28 protein-coding genes are annotated in these 26,023 nt (G+C 31.1%); 26 read left to right on the forward strand and 2 right to left on the reverse strand.

The annotated features are described in order from the left end of the window. Positions 1 to 26: 26 nt before the first annotated feature. The 9 genes from L6651_RS01530 to holA all read left to right on the forward strand — a co-directional run bounded on the left by L6651_RS01530 (position 27) and on the right by holA (position 9,815). Positions 27 to 854, forward strand: a complete 828-nt coding sequence (locus tag L6651_RS01530) for a deoxyribonuclease IV (RefSeq protein ID WP_237036298.1) — start codon at positions 27 to 29, stop codon at positions 852 to 854. Beyond that, on the forward strand, positions 847 to 1,500 hold the full coding sequence (gene nth / locus L6651_RS01535; protein ID WP_237036299.1) for an endonuclease III: 654 nt from the start codon (positions 847 to 849) through the stop codon (positions 1,498 to 1,500). The genes L6651_RS01530 and nth overlap by 8 nt, the downstream gene beginning before the upstream one ends. Next, positions 1,493 to 1,957 (forward strand): tRNA (cytidine(34)-2'-O)-methyltransferase, encoded by a 465-nt coding sequence (locus L6651_RS01540; RefSeq protein WP_237036300.1) that lies wholly within the window; start codon positions 1,493 to 1,495, stop codon positions 1,955 to 1,957. The genes nth and L6651_RS01540 overlap by 8 nt, the downstream gene beginning before the upstream one ends. 133 nt (positions 1,958 to 2,090) lie before the next feature. Beyond that, positions 2,091 to 3,095 (forward strand): type I glyceraldehyde-3-phosphate dehydrogenase, encoded by a 1,005-nt coding sequence (gene gap / locus L6651_RS01545; protein ID WP_237036301.1) that lies wholly within the window; start codon positions 2,091 to 2,093, stop codon positions 3,093 to 3,095. 48 nt (positions 3,096 to 3,143) lie between these two features. Continuing rightward, on the forward strand, positions 3,144 to 4,340 hold the full coding sequence (locus L6651_RS01550; RefSeq protein ID WP_237036302.1) for a phosphoglycerate kinase: 1,197 nt from the start codon (positions 3,144 to 3,146) through the stop codon (positions 4,338 to 4,340). An 8-nt stretch (positions 4,341 to 4,348) separates the two neighbouring features. After that, entirely contained in the window at positions 4,349 to 5,095 is a 747-nt protein-coding gene (tpiA, locus tag L6651_RS01555; RefSeq protein ID WP_237036303.1) for a triose-phosphate isomerase, read from the forward strand. A gap of 12 nt (positions 5,096 to 5,107) precedes the next feature. Continuing rightward, positions 5,108 to 6,391 carry a phosphopyruvate hydratase gene (gene eno, locus L6651_RS01560; protein ID WP_237036304.1) on the forward strand — a complete coding sequence of 428 codons (1,284 nt, stop codon included), beginning with the start codon at positions 5,108 to 5,110 and terminating at the stop codon, positions 6,389 to 6,391. Positions 6,392 to 6,480: 89 nt separating this feature from the next. Continuing rightward, positions 6,481 to 8,850, forward strand: coding sequence for a DNA internalization-related competence protein ComEC/Rec2 (locus L6651_RS01565; RefSeq protein ID WP_237036305.1), 2,370 nt, complete (start codon positions 6,481 to 6,483; stop codon positions 8,848 to 8,850). Further along, positions 8,829 to 9,815: a DNA polymerase III subunit delta gene (holA, locus tag L6651_RS01570; protein ID WP_237036306.1), complete on the forward strand. Its 987-nt coding sequence runs from the start codon at positions 8,829 to 8,831 to the stop codon at positions 9,813 to 9,815. Before L6651_RS01565 ends, holA begins: the two co-directional genes overlap by 22 nt. A gap of 52 nt (positions 9,816 to 9,867) precedes the next feature. Here holA and rpsT read toward each other — a convergent pair whose 3' ends face one another. Further along, positions 9,868 to 10,131, reverse strand: a complete 264-nt coding sequence (gene rpsT, locus L6651_RS01575; RefSeq protein ID WP_237036307.1) for a 30S ribosomal protein S20 — start codon at positions 10,129 to 10,131, stop codon at positions 9,868 to 9,870. Positions 10,132 to 10,451: 320 nt separating this feature from the next. On the opposite strand from rpsT, the gene lepA reads away from it, so the two are divergent. The 11 genes from lepA to rpsU all read left to right on the forward strand — a co-directional run bounded on the left by lepA (position 10,452) and on the right by rpsU (position 21,774). Beyond that, the gene (gene lepA / locus L6651_RS01580; protein ID WP_237036308.1) at positions 10,452 to 12,263 is read left to right on the forward strand and encodes a translation elongation factor 4; all 1,812 of its coding nucleotides are present in this window, start codon (positions 10,452 to 10,454) and stop codon (positions 12,261 to 12,263) included. Beyond that, entirely contained in the window at positions 12,247 to 13,404 is a 1,158-nt protein-coding gene (gene hemW, locus L6651_RS01585; RefSeq protein ID WP_237036309.1) for a radical SAM family heme chaperone HemW, read from the forward strand. Before lepA ends, hemW begins: the two co-directional genes overlap by 17 nt. Positions 13,405 to 13,459: 55 nt before the next feature. After that, positions 13,460 to 14,512, forward strand: a complete 1,053-nt coding sequence (gene hrcA, locus L6651_RS01590; protein WP_237036310.1) for a heat-inducible transcriptional repressor HrcA — start codon at positions 13,460 to 13,462, stop codon at positions 14,510 to 14,512. 12 nt (positions 14,513 to 14,524) lie between these two features. After that, positions 14,525 to 15,088 carry a nucleotide exchange factor GrpE gene (gene grpE, locus L6651_RS01595; protein WP_237036311.1) on the forward strand — a complete coding sequence of 188 codons (564 nt, stop codon included), beginning with the start codon at positions 14,525 to 14,527 and terminating at the stop codon, positions 15,086 to 15,088. 14 nt (positions 15,089 to 15,102) lie between these two features. Then, positions 15,103 to 16,929 (forward strand): molecular chaperone DnaK, encoded by a 1,827-nt coding sequence (gene dnaK, locus L6651_RS01600; protein WP_237036312.1) that lies wholly within the window; start codon positions 15,103 to 15,105, stop codon positions 16,927 to 16,929. A gap of 138 nt (positions 16,930 to 17,067) precedes the next feature. Beyond that, on the forward strand, positions 17,068 to 18,201 hold the full coding sequence (gene dnaJ / locus L6651_RS01605; RefSeq protein ID WP_237036313.1) for a molecular chaperone DnaJ: 1,134 nt from the start codon (positions 17,068 to 17,070) through the stop codon (positions 18,199 to 18,201). Beyond that, a complete protein-coding gene (gene prmA, locus L6651_RS01610; RefSeq protein ID WP_237036314.1) occupies positions 18,198 to 19,121 on the forward strand; it encodes a 50S ribosomal protein L11 methyltransferase in 924 nt (307 codons plus the stop codon). The genes dnaJ and prmA overlap by 4 nt, the downstream gene beginning before the upstream one ends. Then, on the forward strand, positions 19,114 to 19,839 hold the full coding sequence (locus L6651_RS01615) for an RsmE family RNA methyltransferase (RefSeq protein ID WP_237036315.1): 726 nt from the start codon (positions 19,114 to 19,116) through the stop codon (positions 19,837 to 19,839). The genes prmA and L6651_RS01615 overlap by 8 nt, the downstream gene beginning before the upstream one ends. Positions 19,840 to 19,842: 3 nt before the next feature. Next, positions 19,843 to 21,144, forward strand: a complete 1,302-nt coding sequence (gene mtaB, locus L6651_RS01620; RefSeq protein WP_237036316.1) for a tRNA (N(6)-L-threonylcarbamoyladenosine(37)-C(2))-methylthiotransferase MtaB — start codon at positions 19,843 to 19,845, stop codon at positions 21,142 to 21,144. 14 nt (positions 21,145 to 21,158) lie between these two features. Further along, the gene (locus L6651_RS01625; protein ID WP_237036317.1) at positions 21,159 to 21,500 is read left to right on the forward strand and encodes a histidine triad nucleotide-binding protein; all 342 of its coding nucleotides are present in this window, start codon (positions 21,159 to 21,161) and stop codon (positions 21,498 to 21,500) included. 88 nt (positions 21,501 to 21,588) lie between these two features. After that, positions 21,589 to 21,774, forward strand: a complete 186-nt coding sequence (rpsU, locus tag L6651_RS01630; protein WP_237036318.1) for a 30S ribosomal protein S21 — start codon at positions 21,589 to 21,591, stop codon at positions 21,772 to 21,774. Positions 21,775 to 21,840: 66 nt separating this feature from the next. On the opposite strand, the gene L6651_RS01635 is transcribed toward rpsU, so the two are convergent. Further along, on the reverse strand, positions 21,841 to 22,101 hold the full coding sequence (locus L6651_RS01635) for a hypothetical protein (protein WP_237036319.1): 261 nt from the start codon (positions 22,099 to 22,101) through the stop codon (positions 21,841 to 21,843). Here L6651_RS01635 and L6651_RS01640 point away from each other — a divergent pair. The 6 genes from L6651_RS01640 (at position 22,052) to rnpM (ending at position 26,012) form a co-directional block, all read left to right on the forward strand. Then, entirely contained in the window at positions 22,052 to 22,612 is a 561-nt protein-coding gene (locus L6651_RS01640) for an NfeD family protein (protein ID WP_465221312.1), read from the forward strand. The genes L6651_RS01635 and L6651_RS01640 overlap by 50 nt on opposite strands. Continuing rightward, positions 22,612 to 23,601, forward strand: coding sequence for a flotillin-like protein FloA (floA, locus tag L6651_RS01645; protein ID WP_237036321.1), 990 nt, complete (start codon positions 22,612 to 22,614; stop codon positions 23,599 to 23,601). The genes L6651_RS01640 and floA overlap by 1 nt, the downstream gene beginning before the upstream one ends. After that, positions 23,601 to 23,999 carry a hypothetical protein gene (locus tag L6651_RS01650; protein ID WP_237036322.1) on the forward strand — a complete coding sequence of 133 codons (399 nt, stop codon included), beginning with the start codon at positions 23,601 to 23,603 and terminating at the stop codon, positions 23,997 to 23,999. Before floA ends, L6651_RS01650 begins: the two co-directional genes overlap by 1 nt. 102 nt (positions 24,000 to 24,101) lie before the next feature. After that, complete coding sequence (locus L6651_RS01655; RefSeq protein ID WP_237036323.1) at positions 24,102 to 24,563, forward strand: ribosome maturation factor RimP; 462 nt, start codon at positions 24,102 to 24,104, stop codon at positions 24,561 to 24,563. A gap of 11 nt (positions 24,564 to 24,574) precedes the next feature. After that, positions 24,575 to 25,759: a transcription termination factor NusA gene (gene nusA / locus L6651_RS01660; RefSeq protein ID WP_237036324.1), complete on the forward strand. Its 1,185-nt coding sequence runs from the start codon at positions 24,575 to 24,577 to the stop codon at positions 25,757 to 25,759. Next, the gene (rnpM, locus tag L6651_RS01665) at positions 25,749 to 26,012 is read left to right on the forward strand and encodes an RNase P modulator RnpM (protein WP_237036325.1); all 264 of its coding nucleotides are present in this window, start codon (positions 25,749 to 25,751) and stop codon (positions 26,010 to 26,012) included. The genes nusA and rnpM overlap by 11 nt, the downstream gene beginning before the upstream one ends. The last annotated feature ends 11 nt before the right edge of the window (positions 26,013 to 26,023 follow it).

The raw sequence follows: 26,023 nt of genomic DNA on the forward strand, positions 1-26,023 counted from the left end.
TGCTATAATGAAGTGTGAGGTGAATTATGAAATTAGGTTTTCACGTTTCAACAAGTAAAGGATATCCCAATGCGATTAACGAGTCATTAAACCAAGGCGGCACTACATTTCAGTTTTTTGCCAGTAATCCAAGGGGGAATAGTAGAAGAGCATTAGAAAATGAAGAAATTAATGAATTTAATTCTTTAAGAAAAGAAAAGAATTTTGACACATTAGTTTGTCATGCGCCATATGTAATAAATTTGGCTTCAAATAAAGAAAATGTTGTGGATAATGCTAAGGATATTATTTCAAAAGATCTTTATCGACTTAGCAAGCTAAATGTTGATAGATATGTACTTCATCCAGGAAATCATGTGGGACAGGGTTATAAAAAGGGAATGGATTTAATTGTTAAATCATTAAATGAGGTATTAAATGATGAACTTGAAGTCTATTTATGCCTTGAAACCATGTCTGGCATGGGAACTGAAATTGGAAGTAAGTTTGAAGAACTGGGTTATTTAATTGAAAATATAGATTATGAAAAGATGGCAGTGTGTCTTGATACATGCCATATATACTCAGCAGGCTATGACATAAAGAATGATTATGAAGGTGTAATAGATGAATTTGAAAGAACTATTGGCCTTGATAAATTAAAAGTAATTCATTTTAATGACACGCTAAAAGAATTGGGATCAAAAAAAGATAGACATGAAAAAATAGGCGAAGGAGTATTGGGGATAGAAACTTTTAAGAAATTTGTTAATGATGAGAGATTAAAAGACATTCCAATAATATTAGAAACTCCTAACGACCTATATGGATATAAAAAAGAAATACAAATGATTAGGAATTTACAAAATGAGTAAGCATTTAACAATGAAAGTAATTAGCGATGTTTTGGATATTTTAGAAGAAACCTATCCCGACGCTAAGGCTGAATTAAATTATACAACTCCATACGAACTTTTAATTGCAACTATTCTTTCGGCACAATGTACTGATGTTAGAGTTAACAAGACCACTGTAGTATTATTTAAAAACTATAATACACCAGAAAAAATGGTTAGTCTTTCCGTTGATGAACTTGGAAGTATTATAAAAAGCTGTGGATTTTTTAATTCAAAAAGCAAAAATATACTTTTAACTAGTCAAATATTAATTGATGAATTTAATTCAGAAGTTCCTCAAACCATGGAAGAGTTGGTAAAACTTCCAGGAGTTGGAAGAAAGACTGCAAATGTTGTACTTTCAAATGCATTTGATGTGCCATCTATTGCCGTAGATACTCATGTCTTTAGGGTTTCCAATAGAATTGGAATTGCAAATGCAGATAATGTAGAAAAAACTGAAAAGCAATTAAGAAGAAGAATTGACAGAAATAGGTGGAGCAAGAGTCATCACACTTTAATATTTCATGGAAGAAGGATTTGCAGCTCAAGAAGTCCAAAATGTGGAATTTGCCCTGTAAGTTTTTATTGCTTATATTACAAGAAAGAGGCGAAAAATGTTTAATATAGTATTGCTGGAGCCTGAAAAGCCTACAAATACAGGAAATATTGGAAGAACATGTTATTTAACTGATACAAGGCTTCATCTAATAAGGCCATTTAAATTCAAAATGGATGATAAAACCCTTAGACGCACAGGACTTGACTATTGGAAAGACGTAGATGTGGTTATTTATGATAATTATGAGGATTTTCTTTTGAAAAATCCTGGTATAAATATTTACTATGCAACAACTAAAGCAAGTAGTTATTATTCAGATGCGGAATTTAAAGATGGTGATTTTATTATGTTTGGAAAAGAGTCGGCAGGAATACCTGAAAACATTTTAAATGAGAATAAGGAAAAATGTATCAAAATACCGATGACAAATAAATTAAAACGCTCATTAAACTTATCGAATTCTGTTGCAATTATACTTTATGAAGCTTTAAGGCAAAGTGAATTCAATTCTTTGTTATAAATTTAATTAAAATTAGAAAAAATACTTCAAAATGAGAGTTTTTTACAAATTTGGGTATACAAGTTAGTGATGATTATAATGCTTTGGCATTATGATATATGCAAAAGATTAAAGAAAAAACTAGGAGGTAAATATGAAAGTAGCAGTAAATGGTTTTGGTAGAATAGGAAGGGATGTTGTTAGACAAATATTCGAAAGAAAAGAAGCGGATTTAGAACTTGTTGCAATTAACTTCAGTTCAGATTTAGACACAATGGCTCATCTTTTTAAATATGATTCACTTTACGGAAAGTTTGATGGAACTATCGAAGTTAAAGATGATTCATTTGTTATAAATGACAAAGTAGTTAAGATTGTAAACGATAGAGATCCTGCAAATCTTCCATGGAAAGAATTAGGAGTAGAACTTGTAATCGACTCTACAGGAGCTTTCAAAGATGCTGAAGGTTTAGGAAAACATATTGAAGCTGGAGCAAAGAAAGTTATTTTAACAGCACCTGGAAAGGGAATTAAAACAATCGTAATGGGTGTAAACTGCGATACTTATAATCCTGAAGAAGATAATATAATTTCTAATGCTTCTTGTACTACAAACTGTTTAGCACCAGTAACAAAAGTTATTGATGAAAACTTTGGTATTAAACGTGGTCTTATGACAACTATCCACGCTTATACTGGAGATCAAAACATTCATGACAATAAACATAGAGATTTAAGAAGAGCAAGAGCTGCTGCACTTAGCATGGTTCCTACAACAACAGGGGCTGCAAAGGCAGTTTCATTAGTTCTTCCTCAAATGGAAGGTAAATTAAGTGGATATGCTGTAAGAGTTCCAGTCCCAACAGTTTCTTTAGTTGACGTTACTTTTGAACTTGAAAAAGATGTTACAAAGGAAGAAGTTAACGAAGCAGTTAAAAAAGCTTCAGAAAACGAATTAAAGGGAATCTTAGGATATTCAGATGAACCACTTGTATCAATTGACTATCAAAAAGACCCAAGAGCTTCTATATTTGACTCTGCATTAACAACTGTTATCGACGGTAACTTTGTTAAAGTGGTTTCTTGGTATGACAATGAATGGGGATATTCACAAAGAGTAATTGACTTAGCTGAACTTGTAGCTAAAAACTATAAATAATATTTTAGCCCGGGTCGTACCGGGCTAAATTTAAGTAAAGGTGATAAAATGTTAAACAAAAAAACTTTAAAAGATCTAAATGTAGATGGTAAAAAGGTTCTTGTAAGAGTGGATTACAATGTACCTATATCATCTGAAACAGGAGAAATATCGGATGATACAAGAATAGTCGCATCACTTGATACAATAAAATATCTATTAGATCATAATGCAAAAGTTATACTAATGTCTCACTTAGGAAGACCTAAAAATGGACCTGAAAAGAAATTTTCATTGGAACCAGTAGCAAAAAAACTTTCTGAATTAATAGGCAAAGATGTTAAATTTTTACAATCAGATACAGTAGTTGATGAAAATGTTAAAGAAGCTTGTAAAGGGCTAGAAAATGGAGACATAGTTCTTTTAGAAAACACAAGATTTAGAGCTGAAGAGACAAAAAATGGCGACGAATTTGCAAAAGAATTAGCTTCACTTGCAGATTTATATGTTAATGATGCCTTTGGTACATCCCATAGAGCTCATGCTTCAAATGTTGGTGTGTCAAAACATCTTGAATCTGCCCTTGGATTTTTAGTTGAAAAAGAAGTTAGTATAATGGGTAAAGCCTTGGAAAACCCAGAAAGACCTTTCATAGCAATCCTTGGTGGAGCTAAGGTAAGTGACAAGATAGGCGTTATAGACAACTTGCTTGACAAAGTTGATGGTATTCTTGTAGGTGGAGGAATGGCATGGACATTCTTAAAATCTGAAGGATATGAAGTTGGTAAATCCCTTGTAGAAAATGACAAGTTAGATTTAGCAAAAGAACTTCTAAAGAAAGCAACAGAAAAGGGAGTTAAGTTCTTCTTACCAATTGATGCGGTAGTGGCTGAAGAAATGACTGAAGATTCTCCTTCTAAAGTTATTTCTATAAGTGACTTTACTCCTGAAGAGAAGGCTTTTGACATTGGACCAAGAACTGTTTCCGTATTCGTAGAAGAAATTAAAAAATCAAAGACAATTGTATGGAATGGCCCAATGGGAGTTTTTGAAATTAAACAATTTGCAAATGGAACATTTGATATAGCTAAGGCGCTATCAGAAGCAGATGCCACAACAATAATTGGTGGTGGAGATTCCGCTTCAGCTATAGAAAAGTCAGGCTATAAGGATAAGGTAACTCATGTTTCAACAGGTGGTGGAGCTTCACTAGAATTTTTAGAAGGAAAGACTCTACCAGGAATTGATGCCATTTCAGATAAATAGGAGGTAAAATGCGTAAACCTATAATAGCGGGAAACTGGAAGATGAATAATACTCCATCGGATACAAAGTTATTTATAAACTCTTTAAAACAAAAAGAGCTTTCAGAGGATGTTGAAAAAATAATAGCTACTCCATTCACTTCTCTTTATCTTGCTAGTGAACTTTTAAATGATACGGATATAAAACTTGGTGCTCAAAATATGTATTTTGAAGACAGAGGAGCTTTTACCGGGGAAGTATCTGGACAAATGCTAAGAGATTCAAATGTAACCTATGTAATTATTGGACACTCAGAGAGAAGAGAAATTTTTAATGAATCTGATGAACTATTGAATAAAAAAGTTAAAGCTGCTATTTCTAAAGAGTTGTCACCAATCCTTTGTTGTGGTGAAACGCTAGAAGAAAGAGAAGCTTCAAAATATAAAGAAAAAATAAAAAATCAAATCACAAAGGATTTAGATGGAATTTCTGAAAAAGATTTAGACAAACTTGTTATTGCCTATGAACCTATTTGGGCAATTGGCACAGGAAAAACGGCTTCTCCTGAAGATGCTGAAGAAATGTGTAAATACATTAGAGGTATCTTAGAAGAACTATATTCTAAAGATTTGGCAGATAAAACTAGAATTTTATATGGTGGATCCGTTAAGCCAGAAAATATAAAAGAAATTATGGCTAAGGAAAATATTGATGGTGCTCTTGTTGGAGGAGCAAGTTTAAAAGTTGATAGTTTCACAAGTTTAATCAATTATTAATTGGAGGTTAGTATGAGCAGAATTATAGATATATATGCAAGAGAAGTTCTTGATTCAAGGGGAAATCCTACTGTAGAAGTTGAAGTGTTAACTGAAGAAGGTGGTGTTGGTAGAGCCATAGTTCCTTCAGGAGCATCAACAGGAGCTCACGAAGCGGTTGAGCTTAGAGATGGTGACAAGTCAAGATACCTTGGTAAAGGTGTTCAAAATGCAGTGGACAATGTAAATGAAATCATTGCAGATGAAATAATTGGTGAAGAAGTTCTTGAACAAGTTAGAATAGATAATCTTATGATAGAACTTGACGGAACACCAAATAAGGGCAAATTAGGTGCCAATGCAATCCTTGGAGTTTCAATTGCAGTAGCTAAAGCTGCGGCAGATGAACTAGGACTTCATCTATATGAATATCTTGGCGGTGTTAACTCAAAAGTTATTCCACTTCCTATGATGAATATATTAAATGGTGGAGAACATGCAGATAATAACGTTGACATTCAAGAATTCATGATTATGCCTGTGGGAGCAGATACATTTAAAGAAGCCATTAGAATGGGTGCTGAAATTTTCCATTCACTTAAAAATGTATTAAAGGGCAAAGGATTAAATACTGCAGTTGGTGATGAAGGAGGTTTTGCTCCAAATCTTAACTCAAATGAAGAAGCCCTTGAAACAATAGTAGAAGCTATTAAAGAAGCTGGATACAAACCAAAAGAAGATGTGGTTTTAGCTCTAGATGTTGCATCTACAGAAATGTATGAAGATGGAAAGTACAACTTTAAAGGTGAAGGAGTAGTTAGAACTACCGATGAACTTATTTCATACTATGAAATGTTAGTTGAAAAATATCCAATTATTTCAATTGAAGATGGTCTTGCAGAAGACGACTGGGATGGTTGGGCAAAACTTACAGAAAAACTTGGAAAGAAAATTCAATTAGTTGGAGATGACTTATTTGTAACTAATGTTGAAAGACTTAAAAAGGGAATAGAAATGAATGTTTCCAATTCTATTCTTATTAAGTTAAATCAAATTGGTACTATCACAGAAACATTAGATGCTATTGAACTTGCAAAGAGACATGGATTTACATGTGTTATCTCTCATAGATCAGGAGAGACAGAAGACACTACAATTGCAGACCTTGCAGTGGCAGTTAATAGTGGACAAATTAAAACAGGTTCAGCTTCAAGAACAGATAGAATTGCTAAATACAATCAATTGTTAAGAATTGAAGACTATTTAGAAGACGAAGCTATTTTCGAAGGTGTGAATGCATTCTACAACTTAAGATAATATTAATTGGCTCTATTTTATAGGGCCAATTTTTTAATATTCTCAAATTTATTATATAATTGAATTGATATAATAATTTGGAGCAAAAAATGAAGAAATATAACTCTATAATCATACTGGCAATAGTTATTACAACCATGTTTTTTGGGTATTTTTTTGAAATCAATAAATTGTTTTATATATCAGCCTTTGCCATAAGCCTAGGTATATTTTTGTTTTCAAATAAAAATCTAACATATATATCCCTTGGAATAATTCTTGGAGTACTATGCCTATACAGATATAACATTCTTCAAAATAATTTTAATTATGCCTTAGATAATAAATTCTTTTATATTGATGGCGTAGTAACAAAGGCAATTGAAAAAGAAGATTCTACAACCCTTTATATAAAAGACGTATTATTAGATGGAAATAAAAAAGGACCTAATATTTATGTATATTATAAAGGTGAAGAAAGTTTTAAAATAGGTGATAGAGTAAAATTTAGCACAAAGTTATACATACCAAAAAACAAAAAGATACCAGGAAGATTTAACTTCTATAATTACTTAATGGCCAAAGATTTACATTCCTATTGCTATGCAAATAAAATTTCAAAAGAAGGAGTTTCTGAGAAAATATTATTGAAGTGGCAGGGAGGTTTTGATGAACTTATAAAATCTAGAGCTTCGAACTTTCACGGAAATCTTTCTAACTTTTTATATTCTGCATCAACGGGAAGAAATATTATTAATATGGAGATAAAGGATGAATATAGAGATTTAGGAATTTCACATATTCTTGCAATTAGTGGATTTCATATTATGATAATCTACTCCAGCATAATGTTTTGCTTAAGGCTTTTAAGTATAGATATGAAGATAAGGAAAGTTATATCTGTTTTATTTGTAGGTTTTTATTGCCACCTTATAGATTTTCCTTTCTCATCATTTAGAGCATTTTTATTTTTGCTTATTAGTGTAATTTCATACTTAACAATGATTCCAGAAGATAGAAAGAAGACAATTGCAATTTCAGCCCTTATAATAATATTGGTTTATCCTTTTTCAATTTTTGATATAGGATTTCAATTTTCGTTTCTTGCAGTTACAGCAATGGAAATTATATATCCTATAATAAAAAACAAGAACGAAAAGGATGGTTCAATTACAAATTTAATTTACTTAATTGTTTCGGTAAATACACTAATATTTCCACTGCAATTGTATTATTTTAAAAGTTTTTCCTACTTTGTTTTCCTGGGAAACTTATTTGTAGTTCCCATTTTAACAATTGTTTTGTACTTGTTTATTCCATATATACTACTTGCAAGGTTGCCTATATTTGGAAGCTTACTGAAGTACATAATTGATTTTGTTTTCAAAATTTCAGAATATGTAATGAAGGCGCTTACTCCTGATAATGGATTTAGTAAAGTGGAACTAAGCTTTAATATGGAAAATGTAGTGCTTTATTTTTGTGTTATAGCTGTAATAATAATGATTTATTACGATAAATTTCAATATGAAAAGCTCTTAAAACAAAATGCAAAAGTAATTTTACTACTTTCCTCTACCACATTTATTTTTAATATACTTTTAAATAGTACAAGGCCAATAGGAACTCTTACGATGATTGATATAGAGCAGGGGGATTGTTTTTTACTAAGATATAATGACGAAAATTATTTAATAGACACTGGCGGAAAAATTAAAGAAGGAGATAACTCTCAAATAGTTTTCGATAACTTGTCCTATGAAAAAGTGAAGAAGTTAAATGGAATATCTTTGTCCCATTTAGATAAAGATCATATTGGTAACATTGGTTTTATAATGGAAAAATTTCCTAAAACACCTGTGTATTCCCATATAGACAGTACTGAATATCTTTATAATGATTTTATTAAAAAAGATTTCAATTCTGTAGAATTAAAAAAGGATGATATACTAAAGAAAGGTGACTTAAAGATAGAAGTTTTAAATTCATCTAATGATAGAGAAGAAAATGATAACTCTTTAGTTCTTTTGGTAGACATAAATGGTGCTAAAGTGCTTTTTACAGGAGACATTACTTCAGAACTTGAAGAGAGCTTACTTGATAAAAATATTGACGTGGATATTTTGAAAATTGCCCACCATGGATCTAAGTATTCATATTCTGAAGAGTTTTATAAAAAAACGAGCCCTAAGATAGCGCTTATTTCTGTTGGTGAGTACAATTCTTATAACCACCCAGATGTAAATATTATAAAGTACTTAAATGATAACAAGATTAGGACGTTTAGAACAGATATTTCAGGAAATTGTTATATAGATTTTTACGAAAATTATATGAAAAGTTATGACTCCACAGAATATGTCAAAGAAAAAATACTTTCAGTAGATAAAAAATTAAGCTTTATTTATTACTTTCTATTGCTATATTTTAGTAGAAAAATATTTCTAGAAGAAGAGAGGTGTTTAAAATTAGAAATATAATTTTAATACATGGCAGCGAAAGCTTTTTAATAGAAAAGCATTCAAAAGACATTATAGACAAATTAGTAGATAAAAGTTTTTATGACTTTAATGTTTCAAAATTTGAATTTGAAGACTTAGAAACTGAAAAATTATATAATAGTTTACAGACTTTGCCTCTAATGAGTGATAATAAAGTTGTAATAATTGAGAATATGCCCTTAGATAAAGGAGCAATTTCTAAATATAAAACAGTTTTTGAGGAATTAGCTAATATAATTAATAATGTACCACCTTCAACCTACTTAATAATAAATTCATCAACTGAGAAATTATTTAATGGTAAATTTTTAAAAAAATTCAAAGAAGTTGGAGATATAAAGGTAGTTAACAAACTAAATAGACCGGAGTTAATGAAATATATATCGAACTATTTAGGCATTAAACAAGCGGACAATATTAAGCTGATTAATTATATTGCGGACAATAGCGGATACTTGATTGCTGAGTTGAAGATGACATTGCTCGATTTAAACAACGAGCTAGATAAAATAAAAAATTTAGATTTAAATGCTTCCGATAAAGATATTATAGATACTTTAACTAAGATTTCAGGATATAACATTTTTAATCTAACGGATAGCATATTAGAAAAATCATTGAAAAAATCCTTGTTGATTTATAATACATTAATGGATGATAATGATGACGCTTTTAGAATATTTTATATGATTTTAAGAACTATTAGAAACATCTTAATAATAAAAGAATGTAGACGCAGGGGAATGAATAATATTCAAATAACAAAAAAGTATGGCATATCAAATTTCGAACTTAAAAAGATAGAAAGATACACAAACTCTTGGACTTATAAGGATTTAAAAGAGGCCATTAATAGTTCGTATGACTTAGAGGTTGGACTAAAATCAAGGCCAATTAAACCAAGGGCACAGGTTGAAAACTATATTCTAAATCTATGCACCTAAAAAAAGACATTAAATAAGAGATAATGAAACCATTATCTCTTTACTAAATGTATTATTTTGCAACATTTAATTTTTTTGCTAATCTACTTACATGTCTTGAAGCTGTATTCTTGTGTATGATATTTTTTGTAGTTGCTTTCTTCAATTTTTTATCAATCAATCTCAATAATTTTTCTGCTTCGTCAAAATTTTCGTCAGTTATAGCTTGTTCAAACTTCTTAGTATAAGTTTTGATTTCTGACTTTCTAGATTTGTTTTCAAGAGTTTGTCTCTTAGTAACTTCAATTCTCTTAATAGCTGATTTTATATTTGCCATTGTTTCACCTCCTGCACATAACATTGTTATTATAATATAGCAAATGGTAAAAATCAAGATAATTATTATGGAAAGTTCAAGATATAGTTCATATTTTAAATTTTTTTATCTTTTCTCCAGGATTTTCGTGTAAATTTTTAAATGCTTATAAATTTATGTAAAAAATATCTATACTACTAATAGCCATGTTAAATTAGTTCACTGTGTTTAAATTATGTTATAATGTTCTTGATTTCAAAGATTATGATAAAATGTATATAATTTAAAGAAATTACCTTTGCATTAGAAAGAAGGTAATTAAAATAGAGATGAGGTATTAAATGAATATAAAAAAATCTAATATCAGAAACTTTTGTATTATTGCACATATTGACCATGGAAAGTCAACTTTAGCCGATAGGCTAATAGAAAACACAGGCACCCTTACTAAGAGAGAAATGGAAGAACAAGTTCTTGATAGCATGGATCTTGAAAGGGAAAGAGGTATAACCATTAAGTTAAAGGCTATTAAACTAAAATATAGAGCAGAAGATGGGGAAGATTATATTTTAAATTTAATAGACACACCGGGCCATGTGGACTTTTCATATGAGGTTTCAAGAAGTTTAGCGGCTTGTGAAGGGGCTGTTTTAATTGTTGATGCAAGTCAAGGAGTGGAAGCACAAACCCTTGCCAATGTTTATCTTGCCTTGGACCAAGACTTAGAGATTCTTCCTGTAATAAATAAAATAGATTTACCATCAGCAGACATTGATTTTGCAAAGAGGGAGATTGAAGATATCATTGGTCTTGATACTGAAGGTGTTCCACAAATCTCTGCAAAAGAAGGAACAAATATAGACCAAGTTCTAGAAGATATTGTAAAGAATGTTCCAGCTCCAGTTGGCGATGACAACGATCCTTTAAAGGCCCTTATTTTCGACTCATACTATGATTCATATAAAGGAGTTGTGTCATATGTAAGAGTTTTTGATGGTGTTATTAAACCGGGAATGGACATTAAGATGATGTCCACAGGTAAGACATTTGAAGTTACTGAAGTTGGCTATACTGCAGGAGGACCTGTTTCAGTTAAAGAACTTAGCGCTGGGGATGTTGGATTTGTAGTTGCTTCTATAAAAAATGTAAGGGATTCTAAGGTAGGGGACACAATTACTTCTGCAGACAATCCTACAAAAATTCCACTACCAGGATATAAAGATGTAACTCCTATGGTTTACTGTGGAATTTATCCTGCAGAAGGCGAAGAATATAATGCCATAAGGGAAGCTTTGGAAAAATTACAAGTAAATGATGCATCATTGGTATTTGAGCCGGAAACATCACAAGCCCTAGGTTTTGGTTTTAGATGTGGTTTCTTAGGACTTCTTCATATGGAGATAATACAAGAAAGACTTGATAGAGAGTTTGATTTAAATATTATTGCTACTGCACCTTCAGTTATTTACAATGTTATGACCAAGGCTGGGGAGATGCTTACAATACAAAATCCTTCTAACTTACCTGATCCTTCGGAGATAGAGTACATGGAGGAACCTATCGTCGATGCAAATATAATGGCTCCAACAGATTATGTTGGTGCTATTATGGAGATATGCCAAAATAAGAGGGGAACTTTTTTGAATATGGAATATCTTGACGAAAAAAGAGTAAACATAAACTATATAATGCCTCTAAATGAAGTTATATATGACTTTTTTGATGCGTTAAAGTCAAAAACAAGAGGTTATGCTTCTCTTGATTATGAATTTAAGGGATATCAACAATCTCAACTTGATAAGCTTGATATATTAATAAACGGGGAACTTGTGGATGCCTTCTCTCTAATTGTTCATAGAGACAAGGCCTATGAAAGAGCGAGAGTTATAGTTGAAAAGCTTAAAGATGAAATTCCAAGGCATCAATTTGCTGTACCTATTCAAGCTTCAATTGGATCTAAAATAATTGCAAGAGAAACTGTTAGAGCACTTAGAAAAGACGTTCTTGCAAAATGTTATGGTGGAGATATTTCAAGAAAGAGAAAACTGCTTGAAAAACAAAAAGAAGGAAAGAAAAGAATGAGACAAATAGGATCTGTTGAAGTTCCTCAAAATGCTTTCCTTGCAGTATTAAAATATGACGAAGACAAATAATTTAGCAAATAAAGCTGGACTATATATCCATATTCCATTTTGTGCATCTAAATGCTACTACTGTGACTTTTCCACCATGCCATATCAAGATAAGAGAATTGATGAATATTTCTATTATCTTTTTGAAGAAATAAAATTATTATCAATGGATTGGCAGGGTTTTGAGTTTGATACAATTTTCTTAGGTGGCGGTACACCTAATTACGTACCAAGTGAAAAGATTATTCAGTTGGACAAATTAATAAAATCTAGATTTAATATTTCTGAAGAAATAGAGTACACCATAGAATGTAATCCAGAATATCTTGAAGAAAATAAAGTGAAAGACTATTTAAACTGTGGGATAAATAGATTTTCTGTGGGAGTACAGACATTTAACGACTCTATTTTAAAAAAGTTAGGTAGACTTCATACAGGCGAAATTGCTTATGAAAATATATTGAAGCTCAAAGCTCTTGGAGTTGAAAATATAAGTTTAGATTTTATTATGGGACTTCCTGGACAAAGAGAAGATAGTCTATTAAACGACCTAAGTATAATTAAAGATTTAGATGTGAATCACATATCTTATTATGATCTTATAATTGAAGAGAATACTAGATTTAATTTTGAATTTAAAAAAGGAAATTTAAATTTGCCAAGCGAGGATGCAAATAGAAAATATTACCATGAAGTTATTAGCTTCTTGAAAAATATTGGTATTTATCAATATGAAATATCAAATTTTTCTAAACCTGGATTTGAATCAAAGCACAATTTGAAATACTGGCATACTTTGCCCTACGCAGCCTTTGGATTAGGAGCTAGTGGTTACGATGGCAGTATAAGGTATACCAATCATCATCGATATAAAGATTATATAAACTCAATTAAACAAAAAGATGCTCCCACTGAGATTATAGACAATCTAAGTAATGAAGATAGACTTTTTGAAAAGATTATTATGAATATGAGACTTATAGAAGGTGTGTCTACAAAAGAGTTAGCAGAGAAGTTTGATTATGATATATGGAAAGACAACACAGAGCTAATAAAAAGTTACGAAAAAAATAATTTGATAAGGGTTTTTGATGATAGAATAGCCTTTACAGATTATGGTTTTGACATATCTAATAAATTTTTTAAAGATCTTTTGATTTAATGTTGACAAAAGATCTTTTTTGTTTTATCATAATATTAGCACTTGAGGTTAGTGAGTGCTAATCAAGAAAGGATTTGATTTTATGAACTATTCCGACATTGATATGAGAAAAAAACATATTATGGAATTTATCATAAATGAATATTTGGAAAGTTGTACTCCTGTAGGATCAAGAACCATTTCAAAAAATTCTGATTTAGGAGTATCTGCTGCAACTATAAGAAATGAAATGAGCGATTTAGAAGAACTTGGTCTATTAGAAAAAGCTCATTCCTCTTCTGGAAGAATCCCTTCTGAGTTGGCTTATAGATATTATGCACATGAATTGTTAAATGAATTTAATGAAAAAAAATCAGACGAAAAGACAAATTCATTAACAGTTCGAAGTGAAAGATCGGGAATTAAAGGAGAGAACGCTTTAAGTTTAGCATGCGACATACTTTCAGAGTCAACAAATTCTGTGGTTATTTCATCTTTAGAAAGATTTAATCAACCAAGAATTAAAAAACTTGAAATAATTAATATAACTTCAAAAACATATGTTATTGTTTTTGTTTTGGATAATTTAGAAGTTTCGAGTAAGGTTTTTAATGTTGACTTCGAAATTAGTAGCTCAGATTTAAAGAAAATAAATTTCTTGCTAAACAAAATCTTAAGCATTAACACTCAAGATGAGTTGACGGCAGAAGAATTAGATGAACTTGTAAGTTCAGCTTTGAATAGAGATTTAATTCAATATTTTCTTTATTTCATCAATAAGGAGTATAGGGGAATAAATGATATTAAGACAAAGGTAACTGGCTTGATGAATGTTTTAGAGATGCCAGAGTATAATGATTTTTTTCAATTAAAATCCTTTTTAAACTTACTTAATAGTGAGTCTGAAATAAAGAGAATTCTGAACAAGAAATTGAATAATCATATAGAAGTTTTTGTTGGAGAGGAAATAGGGCTTGAAGAGCTATCAAAAAATAGTTTGGTGCTTACTGAATTGATATTAGACAATGCTTATAAGATTAAAATAGGAGTGTTATCTCCGTTAAGATCTGATTATAGAAAAAATATTTCAAGCTTGTACAATATTTCATGGAAGCTGATTAGTTTATAAAGGAGGTATTCTATGGAGTCTAAAGAGAAGGATATTAAAGATGAAAATATTGATTTAGAAAATGAAGTCAATATTGAAGATGAGGTTGAAGAGCAGGTTGACAATGTAGAACAAGAAGAGATTATCGATGCTGAATTAACGTCTGAAATTGAATTACTTAAAGATGCTAATACAAGTTTAAGTTCATCGCTGGCTCGTCTACAGGCAGATTTTTCAAACTATAAAAAAAGAATTGAAAAAGAAAAATCGATGTCGGTTAAACTGGCTAATGAAGATTTGATTATGAAACTTCTGCCGGTTATAGATGACCTTGAGAGAGCATATAATCATATGGAATCTTCAGAATATTCTGAAGGAATAAATATAATAATAAAAAATTTTAAAGAAGTTTTGAAAAAAGAAGGGCTTGAAGAAATAGAATCGGATGGCATACCATTTGATCACAATTTCCATCAAGCAATTCTAATGGAAGAAAGCGAAGACGTAGAGTCAGGTAATATTATTGAAACATTCCAAAAGGGATATATTTTAAACGGGAAAGTTATTAGACCAAGCATGGTCAAAGTTTCTGAATAATTAGGAGGTATATTATGTCAAAAATAATTGGAATCGACTTAGGTACAACAAACTCAGCTGTAGCCGTAATGGAAGGTGGATCAGCTAGTATAATTACAAACGTAGAAGGTAATAGAACAACACCATCTGTAGTTGCTTTTACTAAAGATGGCGAAAGATTAGTTGGTGAAACTGCAAAGAGACAAGCTATAACAAATCCTAGCAGAACTATTTCATCAATAAAGACTCATATGGGTTCAGATTATAAAGTAGATATCGATGGCAAGCATTTAAATCCTGAAGATATTTCTGCAATGATACTTCAAAAGTTAAAGGCAGATGCAGAACACTTTTTAGGTGAAAAGATTACTGAAGCAGTTATTACAGTTCCTGCATACTTTACAGATAGCCAAAGGCAAGCTACAAAAGACGCTGGACAAATTGCAGGTTTAAATGTAAGAAGAATTATAAATGAGCCTACAGCAGCAGCGTTAGCTTATGGACTTGACAAAGACCATGACCAACATAAGATAATGGTTTATGACCTTGGTGGTGGAACATTTGACGTTTCAATTCTTGAAGTAGGTGACGGAGTATTTGAAGTTCTTTCTACAAGAGGTAATAACAAGCTAGGTGGAGATGACTTTGATAACGCTGTTATAGATTATTTAGCAGAAGAATTTAAAAAGGAAAATGGAATTGACTTAAGACAAGATCCAACTTCTCTACAAAGACTTAAAGATGCAGCTGAAAAGGCAAAGAAAGAGCTATCAACAACTCTATCTTCAAATATAAATTTACCATTTATAACTGCAGTTAATGGAGTTCCTGCTCATTTAAATATGGACCTTAGCAGATCTAAGTTTGAAGAGTTAACTGAACATTTAGTTGAAAAGACTATTGATCCTGTTAAACAAGCATTAAAGGACGCTGGATTACAAGCATCAGACATCGAATCTGTTTTACTTGTAGGTGGTTCTACAAGAATTCCAGCTGTACAAGAATCAGTAAAGAAATTGATAGGTAGAGATCCTCAAAAGGATATTAACCCTGACGAATGTGTTGCTATGGGTGCAGCAATTCAAGGTGGAGTATTAAGTGGAGAAGTAAAAGACTTACTATTACTTGATGTTACCCCATTATCATTAGGTATTGAAACACTTGGTGGAGTTACAACTAAGTTAATAGAAAGAAATACTACAATACCTACTAAGAAGAGTCAGGTATTTACAACTGCAGCAGATGGACAAACCAATGTTGAAGTAGTAGTTCTTCAAGGTGAAAGAGAAATGGCTGCTGACAACACTTTATTAGGTAAGTTCACATTAGCTGACATACCTGCAGCTCCAAGAGGAGTACCTCAAATTGAAGTAACTTTTGATATCGACGCAAATGGTATAGTAAATGTTACTGCAAAGGACTTAGGATCAGGTAAAGAACAAAAGATGACAATTTCATCTTCAACTAAATTATCAGATGAAGAAATACAACAAAAGGTTGATGATGCAGCAAAGTATGCTGAAGAAGATAAGAAGAAAAAAGAATTAATTGAAAATAGAAATAATGCAGAATCTGTAATCTACCAAACAGAAAAGACAATGAAGGACTTGGGAGATAAGGTAAGTGCAGATGAAAAATCAGCAATTGAAGATAAGATAAAAGAACTTAAAGATACTTTAACTTCTGAAGATGCTGAAGAAATTAAATCTAAAACTGAAAATCTTACTCAAGAACTTTACAAGATGTCTGAAAAACTATATGCACAAAATGCAGATGCAAATGCAGGAGAAGCTCAAGGTAATAACGATGATGTAGTTGATGCAGATTACGAAGTTGTAGATGAGGATGAAGAAGACAAATAATAATATTCAATAGGGACAGAGATTTCCTCTGTCCTTGTTTTCTTTTTAAACTATATTATGATAAGATAATTAGAGAATTTTTGAGTTATTAAATCTTTTAAAGGAAGATTTAATATTTTATTATGGAGGTAATTTTAAATGAGAAACCCTTATGAGGTTTTAGGTGTTGAAAAGGACTTTACTAAGGATGAGTTAAAAAAGAAATATAGACAACTTGCCAAAAAATATCATCCAGATTTAAATCCTGACAATGAAGATGCAAAAGAAAAATTACAAGAGATAAATGAAGCGTATGCTATTTTGTCTGATGATGAAAATAGAAGAAAGTATGATATGTATGGCGAAGCTGCTTTTAACGGAGCAGGTGGAGGCTTTGGAGATATAAACTTTGACCTTTCAGATATATTCGGAGATATATTTGGCGATATTTTTTCAGGAGGATTTTCTTCAAAAAGCAGAAGCAACTATCCTCAAAAAGGCGAAGACTTACAGACTGTTGTCAATTTAGATTTTAATGAAGCGGCCTTTGGTGCAAAAAAAGAAATTTCATTTAGAAGGACTGAAAGTTGTCCTAAATGTGACGGAACTGGAGCTAAAAAGGGAAGTAAAGTTAAAGTGTGTCCTAAATGTCATGGAACAGGTGAAGTAAGGTACCAACAGCAATCTCCTTTTGGAACATTTGTAAGAACTAGTGTTTGTGACGAATGTCATGGAACTGGTGAAGTAATAGAAGAAAAATGTCCAACTTGTAAAGGAAAGAAAAAAGTAAGTAAGACAAAGACTATAAACATAGATATACCTGCAGGAGTTGATAATGACTCTGTAATTAACTTAAGAGGAGAAGGTAATGCAGGGCATAATGGTGGACCTTCAGGAGACCTTTATGTAATCATCAAGGTAAAAGAGCATGAACTTTTTGAAAGAAGGGGCTATGATCTATATTTCAAAATGCCTATAAGTTTCTCACAAGCAGCCCTTGGAGCAGATATAGAAATACCTTTAATAGATGGTATTGAAAAATATACTATACCGGAAGGAACTCAAACTGGAACAGTATTTAAATTAAAAAATGAAGGTATTCAAAAATTAAATAACAAAGAGGGTAAAAGAGGCGACTTATATTTTGAAGTAGTTGTAATAACCCCTAAGAATTTAGATAGTAAGCAAAAAGAGCTATTAAAAGAGCTTGCAGATGGTTCAGATATAGATTTAAAACAACATAAAGACAAAAAGTCTTTATTTGAGAAAATCAAGGAGAAGTTTGAAATATGAAATGGATAAATTTTAGCCTTAAATCTCCATATGAATACGAAGATTTAATTTATAATTACCTATATGAAAATGAAGTATATTCTTTTGAAGTAGTAGATGATAGAACCGTTGATGAAGTTGAAGAAACTAAACCATACTGGGTGGAAATAGATAATGATTTAAGGATTGGAGAAGAATTATTATTTATCAAGTTTAACTTAGAAGATAATGAAGAAAATTTAAATAGAATTTTAAATCTTATTGAGAGCTTAGAAAGCCTATCATCTGAAATAGAAACGGATTATAAAAGAGGATGCGAGGATTATGATTGGACTGTGGAATGGAAAAAGTTTTTCAAGCCACTTGAAGTGGGAGAAAAATTTGTAATTGTTCCAAGCTGGGAAGAATATAAAGCTGATGCAGATAAAATAATTCTTGAAATTGATCCTGGAATGGCATTCGGTACAGGAAGTCATGAAACTACTGCTATTTGCTTAAAGCTTTTAGAAGGAATAGATTTAAAGGATAAAGAAATTGCAGATGTGGGAACTGGTTCGGGTATACTTGCCATCGCTTGCGCTAAATTAGGAGCAAAGCATGTACTCGGCCTTGATATTGATCCATTATCAATTAAAACTGCAAGAGAAAACGTGAAAGTAAATAACTGTGCTGATAAGATAGAAGTTATGGAAAGTGACTTACTAAACACTTCGAAAGATAATTATGATTTAATTATTGCAAACATTCTACCAGATGTGATAATAAACTTGATTCCTGATGCTTATGATAAATTAAACCATAGTGGATTGATGTTAGTTTCAGGAATTATAATTGAAAAGAAAGATTTGGTTATTGACGAATTAAAGAAGCAAGGTTTTAATATCGTTAAAGATTTAGATATGGGAGAATGGACTGGAATTATAGGTAAAAAAGATGTTTAGATTTTTCATAGATGAGTCAAATATAATTGATGATAATTTTATAGAAATAGTTGAAAAAGAAGATTTTCATCATGGAAAAAACGTACTGAGACTTAAAGTAGGAGAAAAATTAGAGCTAATATCAGAAGCAAATAAATATATAAATGAAATTACAGAGATAAAAAGCGACTCTATTTTGACTAAGATATTAGAAAAAACTGAATTAAAAAATAAAGATGTTTCTATAAAATTATATCAAGGGATGCCCAAGTCTGATAAATTTGAATTAATCATACAAAAATCTGTGGAACTTGGGGTAGATGAAATAGTTCCCTTCGAATCAGAAAGAACAATAGTTAAGTTTAAAGCAAAAAGTTATAATAAAAAACAAGAAAGATATGAAAAAATTATAAAAGCGGCAGCGATGCAGTCAAAGAGAAATAGTATACCAAAAATAGATTTTCCAATAAATTTAAATGAAATAGAGCTTGAAGATGGAGAACTAGGTATTTTAGCGTATGAAGAATCTTACTTGCCTATTAGAGAAGTTTTGAAAAACTTAAATGAGTACAATAAAATATCCATTGTGATTGGACCTGAGGGCGGTTTTTCAAAGAATGAAGTTGACAATTTAGTTTCAAAAGGATTTAACTCCGTTTTGCTTGGAGAAAGAATTTTAAGAACAGAAACTGCGTCATTAAATTTATTATCTATAATAGGCTATGAATTAGAAAGGTAAAGGATGAAAAAAGTAAGCTTTTTAACACTGGGATGTAAAGTAAATCAATATGAAACAGAAGCTATGACGGAACTTTTCACAAGTAGGGGATATGAAGTTGTTCCCCATGGTGAATATAGTGACATCTTTGTTATAAACACATGTACCGTTACAAACCAAAGCGACAGAAAATCTAGGCAAGCCATAGGAAAGGTGAAAAAACTGAATGAAGATGCAATCATAGCCATGGTTGGATGCTATGTTCAGATTAAGCCAGAAGAAGTTTCTGAAATCGATGGTGTTGATGTAGTACTTGGCACAAACAATAAATCACAAATAGTAGACGCCTGTGAAAGAGCAATTACAGAAAAAAGAGTAATTAATGTAGTTGATGAAATAAAAAATAATAGAGACTTTGAAGAGCTTGAAATTTACAATCAATCTGAAATGACAAGAGCCTATATTAAAATTCAAGAAGGCTGTAATCAGTATTGCTCTTACTGCATTATTCCATATGCAAGGGGACCTGTGAGATCAAGAGATATTAAATCAATAATAACAGAAGCTCAAAGACTTTCTTCTCGTGGCTATAAAGAGATTATACTTACTGGTATTCATGTTGCGTCATATGGTATTGACTTTGAAGAGGATATTTCGTTAATTGATGTTATAGAAGATATCAGCAAGGTAGAAGGTATTAAAAGAATAAGATTAAGTTCTATAGAACCAAGACTTATAACAGAAGAATTCTTAAGTAGAGCAAAGGAAACAGGAAAGTTTTGTGATCACTTCCATCTATCACTTCAAAATGGATCTAATAAGATTTTAAAACTTATGAATAGAAAATATACCACAGAAGAATATGAAGACAAAGTAAAACTTATAAGGAAGTTTTTCCCAAATGCAGGTATAACTACCGATATAATCGTAGGTTTTCCAGAAGAGACAGAAGAAGATTTTGAATTGACCTGTAATTTTGTAAGAAAAATAGGATTTTCAAAAGTTCATATTTTTAAATACTCACCTAGAGAAGGTACTAGGGCTGCTAAGATGAAAAATCAAATAGCTGGAGACGTTAAAAAATATAGAAGTACAAAATTATCCGAAGTTTGCCAAGAGGTTTCAAATAAATATTTAAATAGCTTAATTGGAAAAACTTTTGAAGTTCTATTTGAATCTAAATCAGACTTCGATGGATATATATCAGGATATGCTACAAATTATACCAGAGTAAATATTCTTGAAGACGATAAAATGATTAATGAAATTCTAAGTATCGAATATAAAAATGTACAAAATAGTGAAGTATTTGGTATAATTAGATAATAGGAGGTGAAATAATGGATTGTATTTTTTGTAAAATAGCAAATAAAGAAATTGAATCAGCTATTATTTATGAAGATGATTCAGTTATTGCTTTTAATGACCTTAATCCTCAGTCTCCTATACACTTTTTGGTTATCCCCAAAGAGCATATATCATCAGCCAATGATATAAATGAAGATAATAAGGAAATAATTGGTCACATCTTTTGTGTAATAAATAAATTAGCTAAAGACAAAGGATTTGATAAAGATGGATATAGGATTGTAAATAACATCGGAAAAGATGGAGGTCAATCTGTAAATCATATTCACTTCCATGTATTGGCAGGAAGAAGTTTACAATGGCCACCAGGCTAAATGTTGCAATATAATAATTCTTAAGTTATAATATTAAAGTGTTCTGCTCAATATGAGCACTCTTTATACAAGAGGGGAGGGGAAACCTATGCCAGAAATCAGAGTTGGTGAAAATGAATCTTTAGAAAGTGCTTTAAAAAGATTTAAAAGACAATGTGCTAGATCAGGCGTGTTATCTGAATACAGAAAAAGAGAACACTATGAAAAACCTAGCGTTAAAAGAAAAAAGAAATCAGAAGCAGCTAAAAGAAAAAAAGTAAGAAGAGGTTTTTAACACCGCATACCCGGGATTGTCCTGGGTATTTTTTTGTTTATTTTTATATGTGGAGGGTATAAATAATTAGGAGGTATGTATGAAAAAACGTATATCTATTTCAAGCTTATTATTTACTTTAATTTTATTTTCAAAAACTCTAACATTAGCCTCAGAGACTTCTAAAGGTATTTTTATAAATACTCCATTGAAGGCGAATTCTTTTAATGATGTTTTTGCTTTTTTTGCAAATCCTTTTGTTTCAACTTTACTTTTAACGCTAGCAACTTTACTTATAATATTTGAGTTATTTTTCAACTTAAAAGGCTTAGGAGTAGGATTTGCCATTATTTCTCTAGTACTATTTTTCATGGGAAATATAGGAATGGGTTACACCAATTTATTGGAACTAATATTGTTCTTAATCGGTGTTGTATTTATAGTTTTTGAAATTTTTATACCTGGATTTGGCATTCCGGGAATATTGGGAATAGGATTTATTCTATATGCACTATACAATGCAATGAGTGACCCTACCATAAGTTTAATTTCAATAACTGTTTCTGGAGTTATAGGACTTTTAGTTTTTGTGATAATATTAAAAATGGGATTTCGAAGTAATGCATTTAATAAAATTATATTACAAGATGATATTTCGTCTCATACAAGTAATGACAGAAAAGAACTTTTAGGAAAGTCAGGAACATCTCTTAGTATGTTAAGACCTTCAGGAAAAATCTCAATTGATGGAGAGACATATGATGCAATAACTGAAGGTAACTTTATTCAAGCTAATAAACCAATCAAGGTTTATAAAATAGAAGGTTTTAAAATAGTAGTTAAGGAGGAAATAATTTAATGCCAGGAAACGTATCATTAATTTTAACAATCGTAATAGTCTTAGTTTTATTATCCCTATTTTTTACATTTGTACCTGTAGGACTATGGGTTACTGCATTCTTTGCAGGGGTTAAAATCAAAATATCTACACTTATAGGAATGAGACTAAGAAGGGTATCACCAAGCAGGATAATAAATCCACTAATAAAAGCAACTAAAGCAGGACTTAATTTAAATGCTAACCAACTAGAGGCACACTATCTTGCAGGTGGTAATGTAAATACTTTGGTAGACGCATTAATAGCTGCACAAAGGGCAGAAATTCCTCTAGACTTTGACAGAGGTGCCGCAATAGACCTTGCAGGTAGAAATGTTTTAGAAGCAGTTCAAGTTTCCGTAAATCCAAAGGTAATTGAAACTCCACTAATATCTGCCGTTGCAATGGATGGTATTGAAGTCATTGCAAAGGCTAAGGTTACTGTTAGAGCAAATATTGACAGATTAGTTGGTGGAGCCGGTGAAGAGACCATTATTGCAAGGGTTGGAGAAGGTATTGTAACAACTGTTGGTTCTGCAAAAAGCCATAGCCAAGTTTTAGAAAATCCTGATTCTATTTCGCAAATGGTTTTAACTAAGGGTTTGGACTCAGGAACAGCTTATGAAATTTTATCCATAGACATTGCAGATGTAGACGTTGGAAGAAATATTGGTGCAAAGCTTCAAACAGATCAAGCTGAAGCTGATAAGAGAATTGCACAAGCTAAGGCGGAAGAAAGAAGAGCCATGGCAGTTGCCTCTGAACAGGAAATGCTTGCAGAAATTAAAAAGATGAGATCTAAAGTTGTTGAAGCGGAATCGAAAATTCCACTTGCTATTGCAAAGGCATTAGAAAATGGCAACATTGGAATCATGGACTATTATAAAATGGAAAATATAAATGCTGATACAAAAATGAGAAATTCTATTTCAGGATATGACACAGGAACTAATGAAAAGGATAAAAAATAATGCTTTTTCTAATTTTTATTATCATTCTAGTTATCTATTTGGATAATCAAAAAAAAGTATATAAAAATAAATCTAAGAAAAAAACATATACTTATCCCGATAAGAATAAAAAAAGAGAGGATCCTGAAGTTAGAGATTTAAGTTCAAAAAAAGTGGTGAAAAAAGAAATCTCAAATAGCAAGAAAAATAAAAAAGTAGATGTGAAGAAAGAATCTGCTAAATTAAATATTCCAGATAAACCAAAAAAGGTTAATAGGGATAAGGAACTTGTTATTGAAGATGTAAAAGACACTTTAGATGAAAATGATGATGTAAAAACAGAAAATAACAAAAGCGATTTTAAATTTAATCCAAAAGAAGCTTTTATTTACTCGGAGATTTTTAATAGAAAATACTAAAGGTTGAAATATTAAGCAAATCTTGATATAATTAACTTAAGATAGTGGAATTGATAGGAGTGGGGTTGTCCCGCTCTTATTTATTTAGTTAAGGGAGGGAATATGAGAAAAAAAGATTTACTCAGTCTTTGCGAAAAAGAATTTGAACCACTAATAATACAATCAGGTTTGGAATTATATGAGATTGAATATGTTAAAGAGCCTGTTGGAAATATATTAAGAGTTTATATTAGCAAAGATAATGGAAGTGTAAGCATAGAAGACTGTGAAACAGTAAGTAATTTAATTAGCGAAAAGCTTGACGAATTAGATCCTATAGAAGATTCTTACTTCCTCGAAGTTTCTTCTCCAGGAATTGATAGACCTTTTAAGAAAGAGAAAGATTATGAAAAAAATATAGGAGAAAATGTAGAAATTAAATTCTATGGCTCCCATAAAGGACAAAAGACTTTAATAGGAAAGCTTTTGAGCTATGATGAAAATATATTAAAAGTTGAAACTGAAAAAGGGGTAGAAGAATTGGATAGGGAAACTATTTCTACCGTAAGATTATCATTATTTTAATAGGAGAAAAAATGAACAAAGAATTTATTGATGCCCTAAAAGAAATTGAAAGAACAAAAGGGGTTTCGAAAGATGTAATAATCGAGGCTTTAGAAAAAGCTTTGATTAAGAGTTATGAAAAAAACTTTGATGAAAATGCAAATGTTACAGTTAATATTAATAAAGAAACTGGAGAAATAAAAACATATTCCATAAAAGAGGTAGTTGAAGAAGTTGAAGATCCTATTACTCAAATATCAGAACTTGAAGCAAGAAAGATTAATTCAAGTATAGAAATAGGCGATGAACTTTCCATTGAAGTAACGCCTAAGGACTTTGGAAGAATTGCAGCTCAAACTGCAAGAAACATAGTTATTCAAAAGATTAAAGATGCTGAAAGAGATATTGTCTATAATGAATTTATAGATAGAGAAAAGGAAATTGTAACAGGCTTAATTCAAAGAATTGACAGAGGAATTTTATATGTTGATTTAGGAAGGGTTGAAGGTATTGTACCTTACGAAGAACAAATACCTGGAGAATCATATAACTTAAACTCTAGATATAAATTCTTCATAAAAGAAGTAAAAAACACAACAAAGGGCGCACAAGTTATCCTATCCCGATCTGATGTTGGATTAGTAAAAAGACTTTTAGAGCTTGAAATACCAGAAATTACTGAAGGCATTGTAGAGGTTCAGGCAATTGCAAGGGAAGCAGGATCAAGAACGAAGCTTGCAGTTTTTGCAAAGGATGAAAATGTAGATCCAGTTGGAGCTTGTGTAGGATTTAAAGGAAGCAGAGTTAAAAACATTGTGGATGAACTAAATGGTGAAAAGTTAGATATTGTAGTTTGGGACAAAGATATAAAGAACTTTTTAGCAAACAGCTTAAGCCCTACAGAGGTTAAGAAAGTTTTTGTCGATGAAAAAGAGAAAGTAGCAAGAGTGATTGTTGCTAATGACCAGTTGTCACTGGCAATTGGTAAAGAAGGACAAAATGCAAGGCTTGCTGCAAAACTTACTGGTTGGAAAGTTGATATAAAAGGATTTGAACAATATATTGACGAAATGGAATCGCGTGAATTGGAACCAGAGTTTCCTGAAGAAAAAGAATATATTGAATCTATTTTGAATCCTGATTCAGATGAAATAGAAGAGGATTTTGTTGAAGGCAATGATGAAGACCAAGAGGAATTTTTAAATAATGAAGACTAAAAAAATCCCTATGAGAAAATGTGTTGCCTGTGGTTTAAATAAACCTAAGGGTGAGATGTTACGAATAGTTAAAAATAAAGAAGAAGGTATAGTTGTTGATACTACTGGGAAAAAGAATGGTAGGGGAGCCTATATCTGTAAAGATTTGGAATGTTTAGAAAAAGCAAAGAAAAACAAAAAGATTTCACATGCATTAAACGCTGAATTAAGCGAAGAAATTTATAAGGAGATTTCGAGTTATGTAATGGAATAATAAGTTCGAGA

Source organism: Mediannikoviicoccus vaginalis, from assembly GCF_928097925.1.
Lineage (GTDB): Bacteria > Bacillota > Clostridia > Tissierellales > Peptoniphilaceae > Mediannikoviicoccus > Mediannikoviicoccus vaginalis.

Excerpts from the sequence above, each read along its gene's own strand:
- L6651_RS01530 (WP_237036298.1), top strand. The coding sequence starts at position 27 with ATGAAATTAGGTTTTCACGTTTCAACAAGTAAAGGATATCCCAATGCG.
- nth (WP_237036299.1), top strand. The coding sequence starts at position 847 with ATGAGTAAGCATTTAACAATGAAAGTAATTAGCGATGTTTTGGATATT.
- L6651_RS01540 (WP_237036300.1), top strand. The coding sequence starts at position 1,493 with ATGTTTAATATAGTATTGCTGGAGCCTGAAAAGCCTACAAATACAGGA.
- gap (WP_237036301.1), top strand. The coding sequence starts at position 2,091 with ATGAAAGTAGCAGTAAATGGTTTTGGTAGAATAGGAAGGGATGTTGTT.
- L6651_RS01550 (WP_237036302.1), top strand. The coding sequence starts at position 3,144 with ATGTTAAACAAAAAAACTTTAAAAGATCTAAATGTAGATGGTAAAAAG.
- tpiA (WP_237036303.1), top strand. The coding sequence starts at position 4,349 with ATGCGTAAACCTATAATAGCGGGAAACTGGAAGATGAATAATACTCCA.
- eno (WP_237036304.1), top strand. The coding sequence starts at position 5,108 with ATGAGCAGAATTATAGATATATATGCAAGAGAAGTTCTTGATTCAAGG.
- L6651_RS01565 (WP_237036305.1), top strand. The coding sequence starts at position 6,481 with ATGAAGAAATATAACTCTATAATCATACTGGCAATAGTTATTACAACC.
- rpsT (WP_237036307.1), bottom strand. The coding sequence starts at position 10,131 with ATGGCAAATATAAAATCAGCTATTAAGAGAATTGAAGTTACTAAGAGA.
- lepA (WP_237036308.1), top strand. The coding sequence starts at position 10,452 with ATGAATATAAAAAAATCTAATATCAGAAACTTTTGTATTATTGCACAT.
- hemW (WP_237036309.1), top strand. The coding sequence starts at position 12,247 with ATGACGAAGACAAATAATTTAGCAAATAAAGCTGGACTATATATCCAT.
- grpE (WP_237036311.1), top strand. The coding sequence starts at position 14,525 with ATGGAGTCTAAAGAGAAGGATATTAAAGATGAAAATATTGATTTAGAA.
- dnaK (WP_237036312.1), top strand. The coding sequence starts at position 15,103 with ATGTCAAAAATAATTGGAATCGACTTAGGTACAACAAACTCAGCTGTA.
- dnaJ (WP_237036313.1), top strand. The coding sequence starts at position 17,068 with ATGAGAAACCCTTATGAGGTTTTAGGTGTTGAAAAGGACTTTACTAAG.
- prmA (WP_237036314.1), top strand. The coding sequence starts at position 18,198 with ATGAAATGGATAAATTTTAGCCTTAAATCTCCATATGAATACGAAGAT.
- L6651_RS01615 (WP_237036315.1), top strand. The coding sequence starts at position 19,114 with ATGTTTAGATTTTTCATAGATGAGTCAAATATAATTGATGATAATTTT.
- mtaB (WP_237036316.1), top strand. The coding sequence starts at position 19,843 with ATGAAAAAAGTAAGCTTTTTAACACTGGGATGTAAAGTAAATCAATAT.
- L6651_RS01625 (WP_237036317.1), top strand. The coding sequence starts at position 21,159 with ATGGATTGTATTTTTTGTAAAATAGCAAATAAAGAAATTGAATCAGCT.
- rpsU (WP_237036318.1), top strand. The coding sequence starts at position 21,589 with ATGCCAGAAATCAGAGTTGGTGAAAATGAATCTTTAGAAAGTGCTTTA.
- L6651_RS01635 (WP_237036319.1), bottom strand. The coding sequence starts at position 22,101 with ATGGCAAATCCTACTCCTAAGCCTTTTAAGTTGAAAAATAACTCAAAT.
- floA (WP_237036321.1), top strand. The coding sequence starts at position 22,612 with ATGCCAGGAAACGTATCATTAATTTTAACAATCGTAATAGTCTTAGTT.
- L6651_RS01650 (WP_237036322.1), top strand. The coding sequence starts at position 23,601 with ATGCTTTTTCTAATTTTTATTATCATTCTAGTTATCTATTTGGATAAT.
- L6651_RS01655 (WP_237036323.1), top strand. The coding sequence starts at position 24,102 with ATGAGAAAAAAAGATTTACTCAGTCTTTGCGAAAAAGAATTTGAACCA.
- nusA (WP_237036324.1), top strand. The coding sequence starts at position 24,575 with ATGAACAAAGAATTTATTGATGCCCTAAAAGAAATTGAAAGAACAAAA.
- rnpM (WP_237036325.1), top strand. The coding sequence starts at position 25,749 with ATGAAGACTAAAAAAATCCCTATGAGAAAATGTGTTGCCTGTGGTTTA.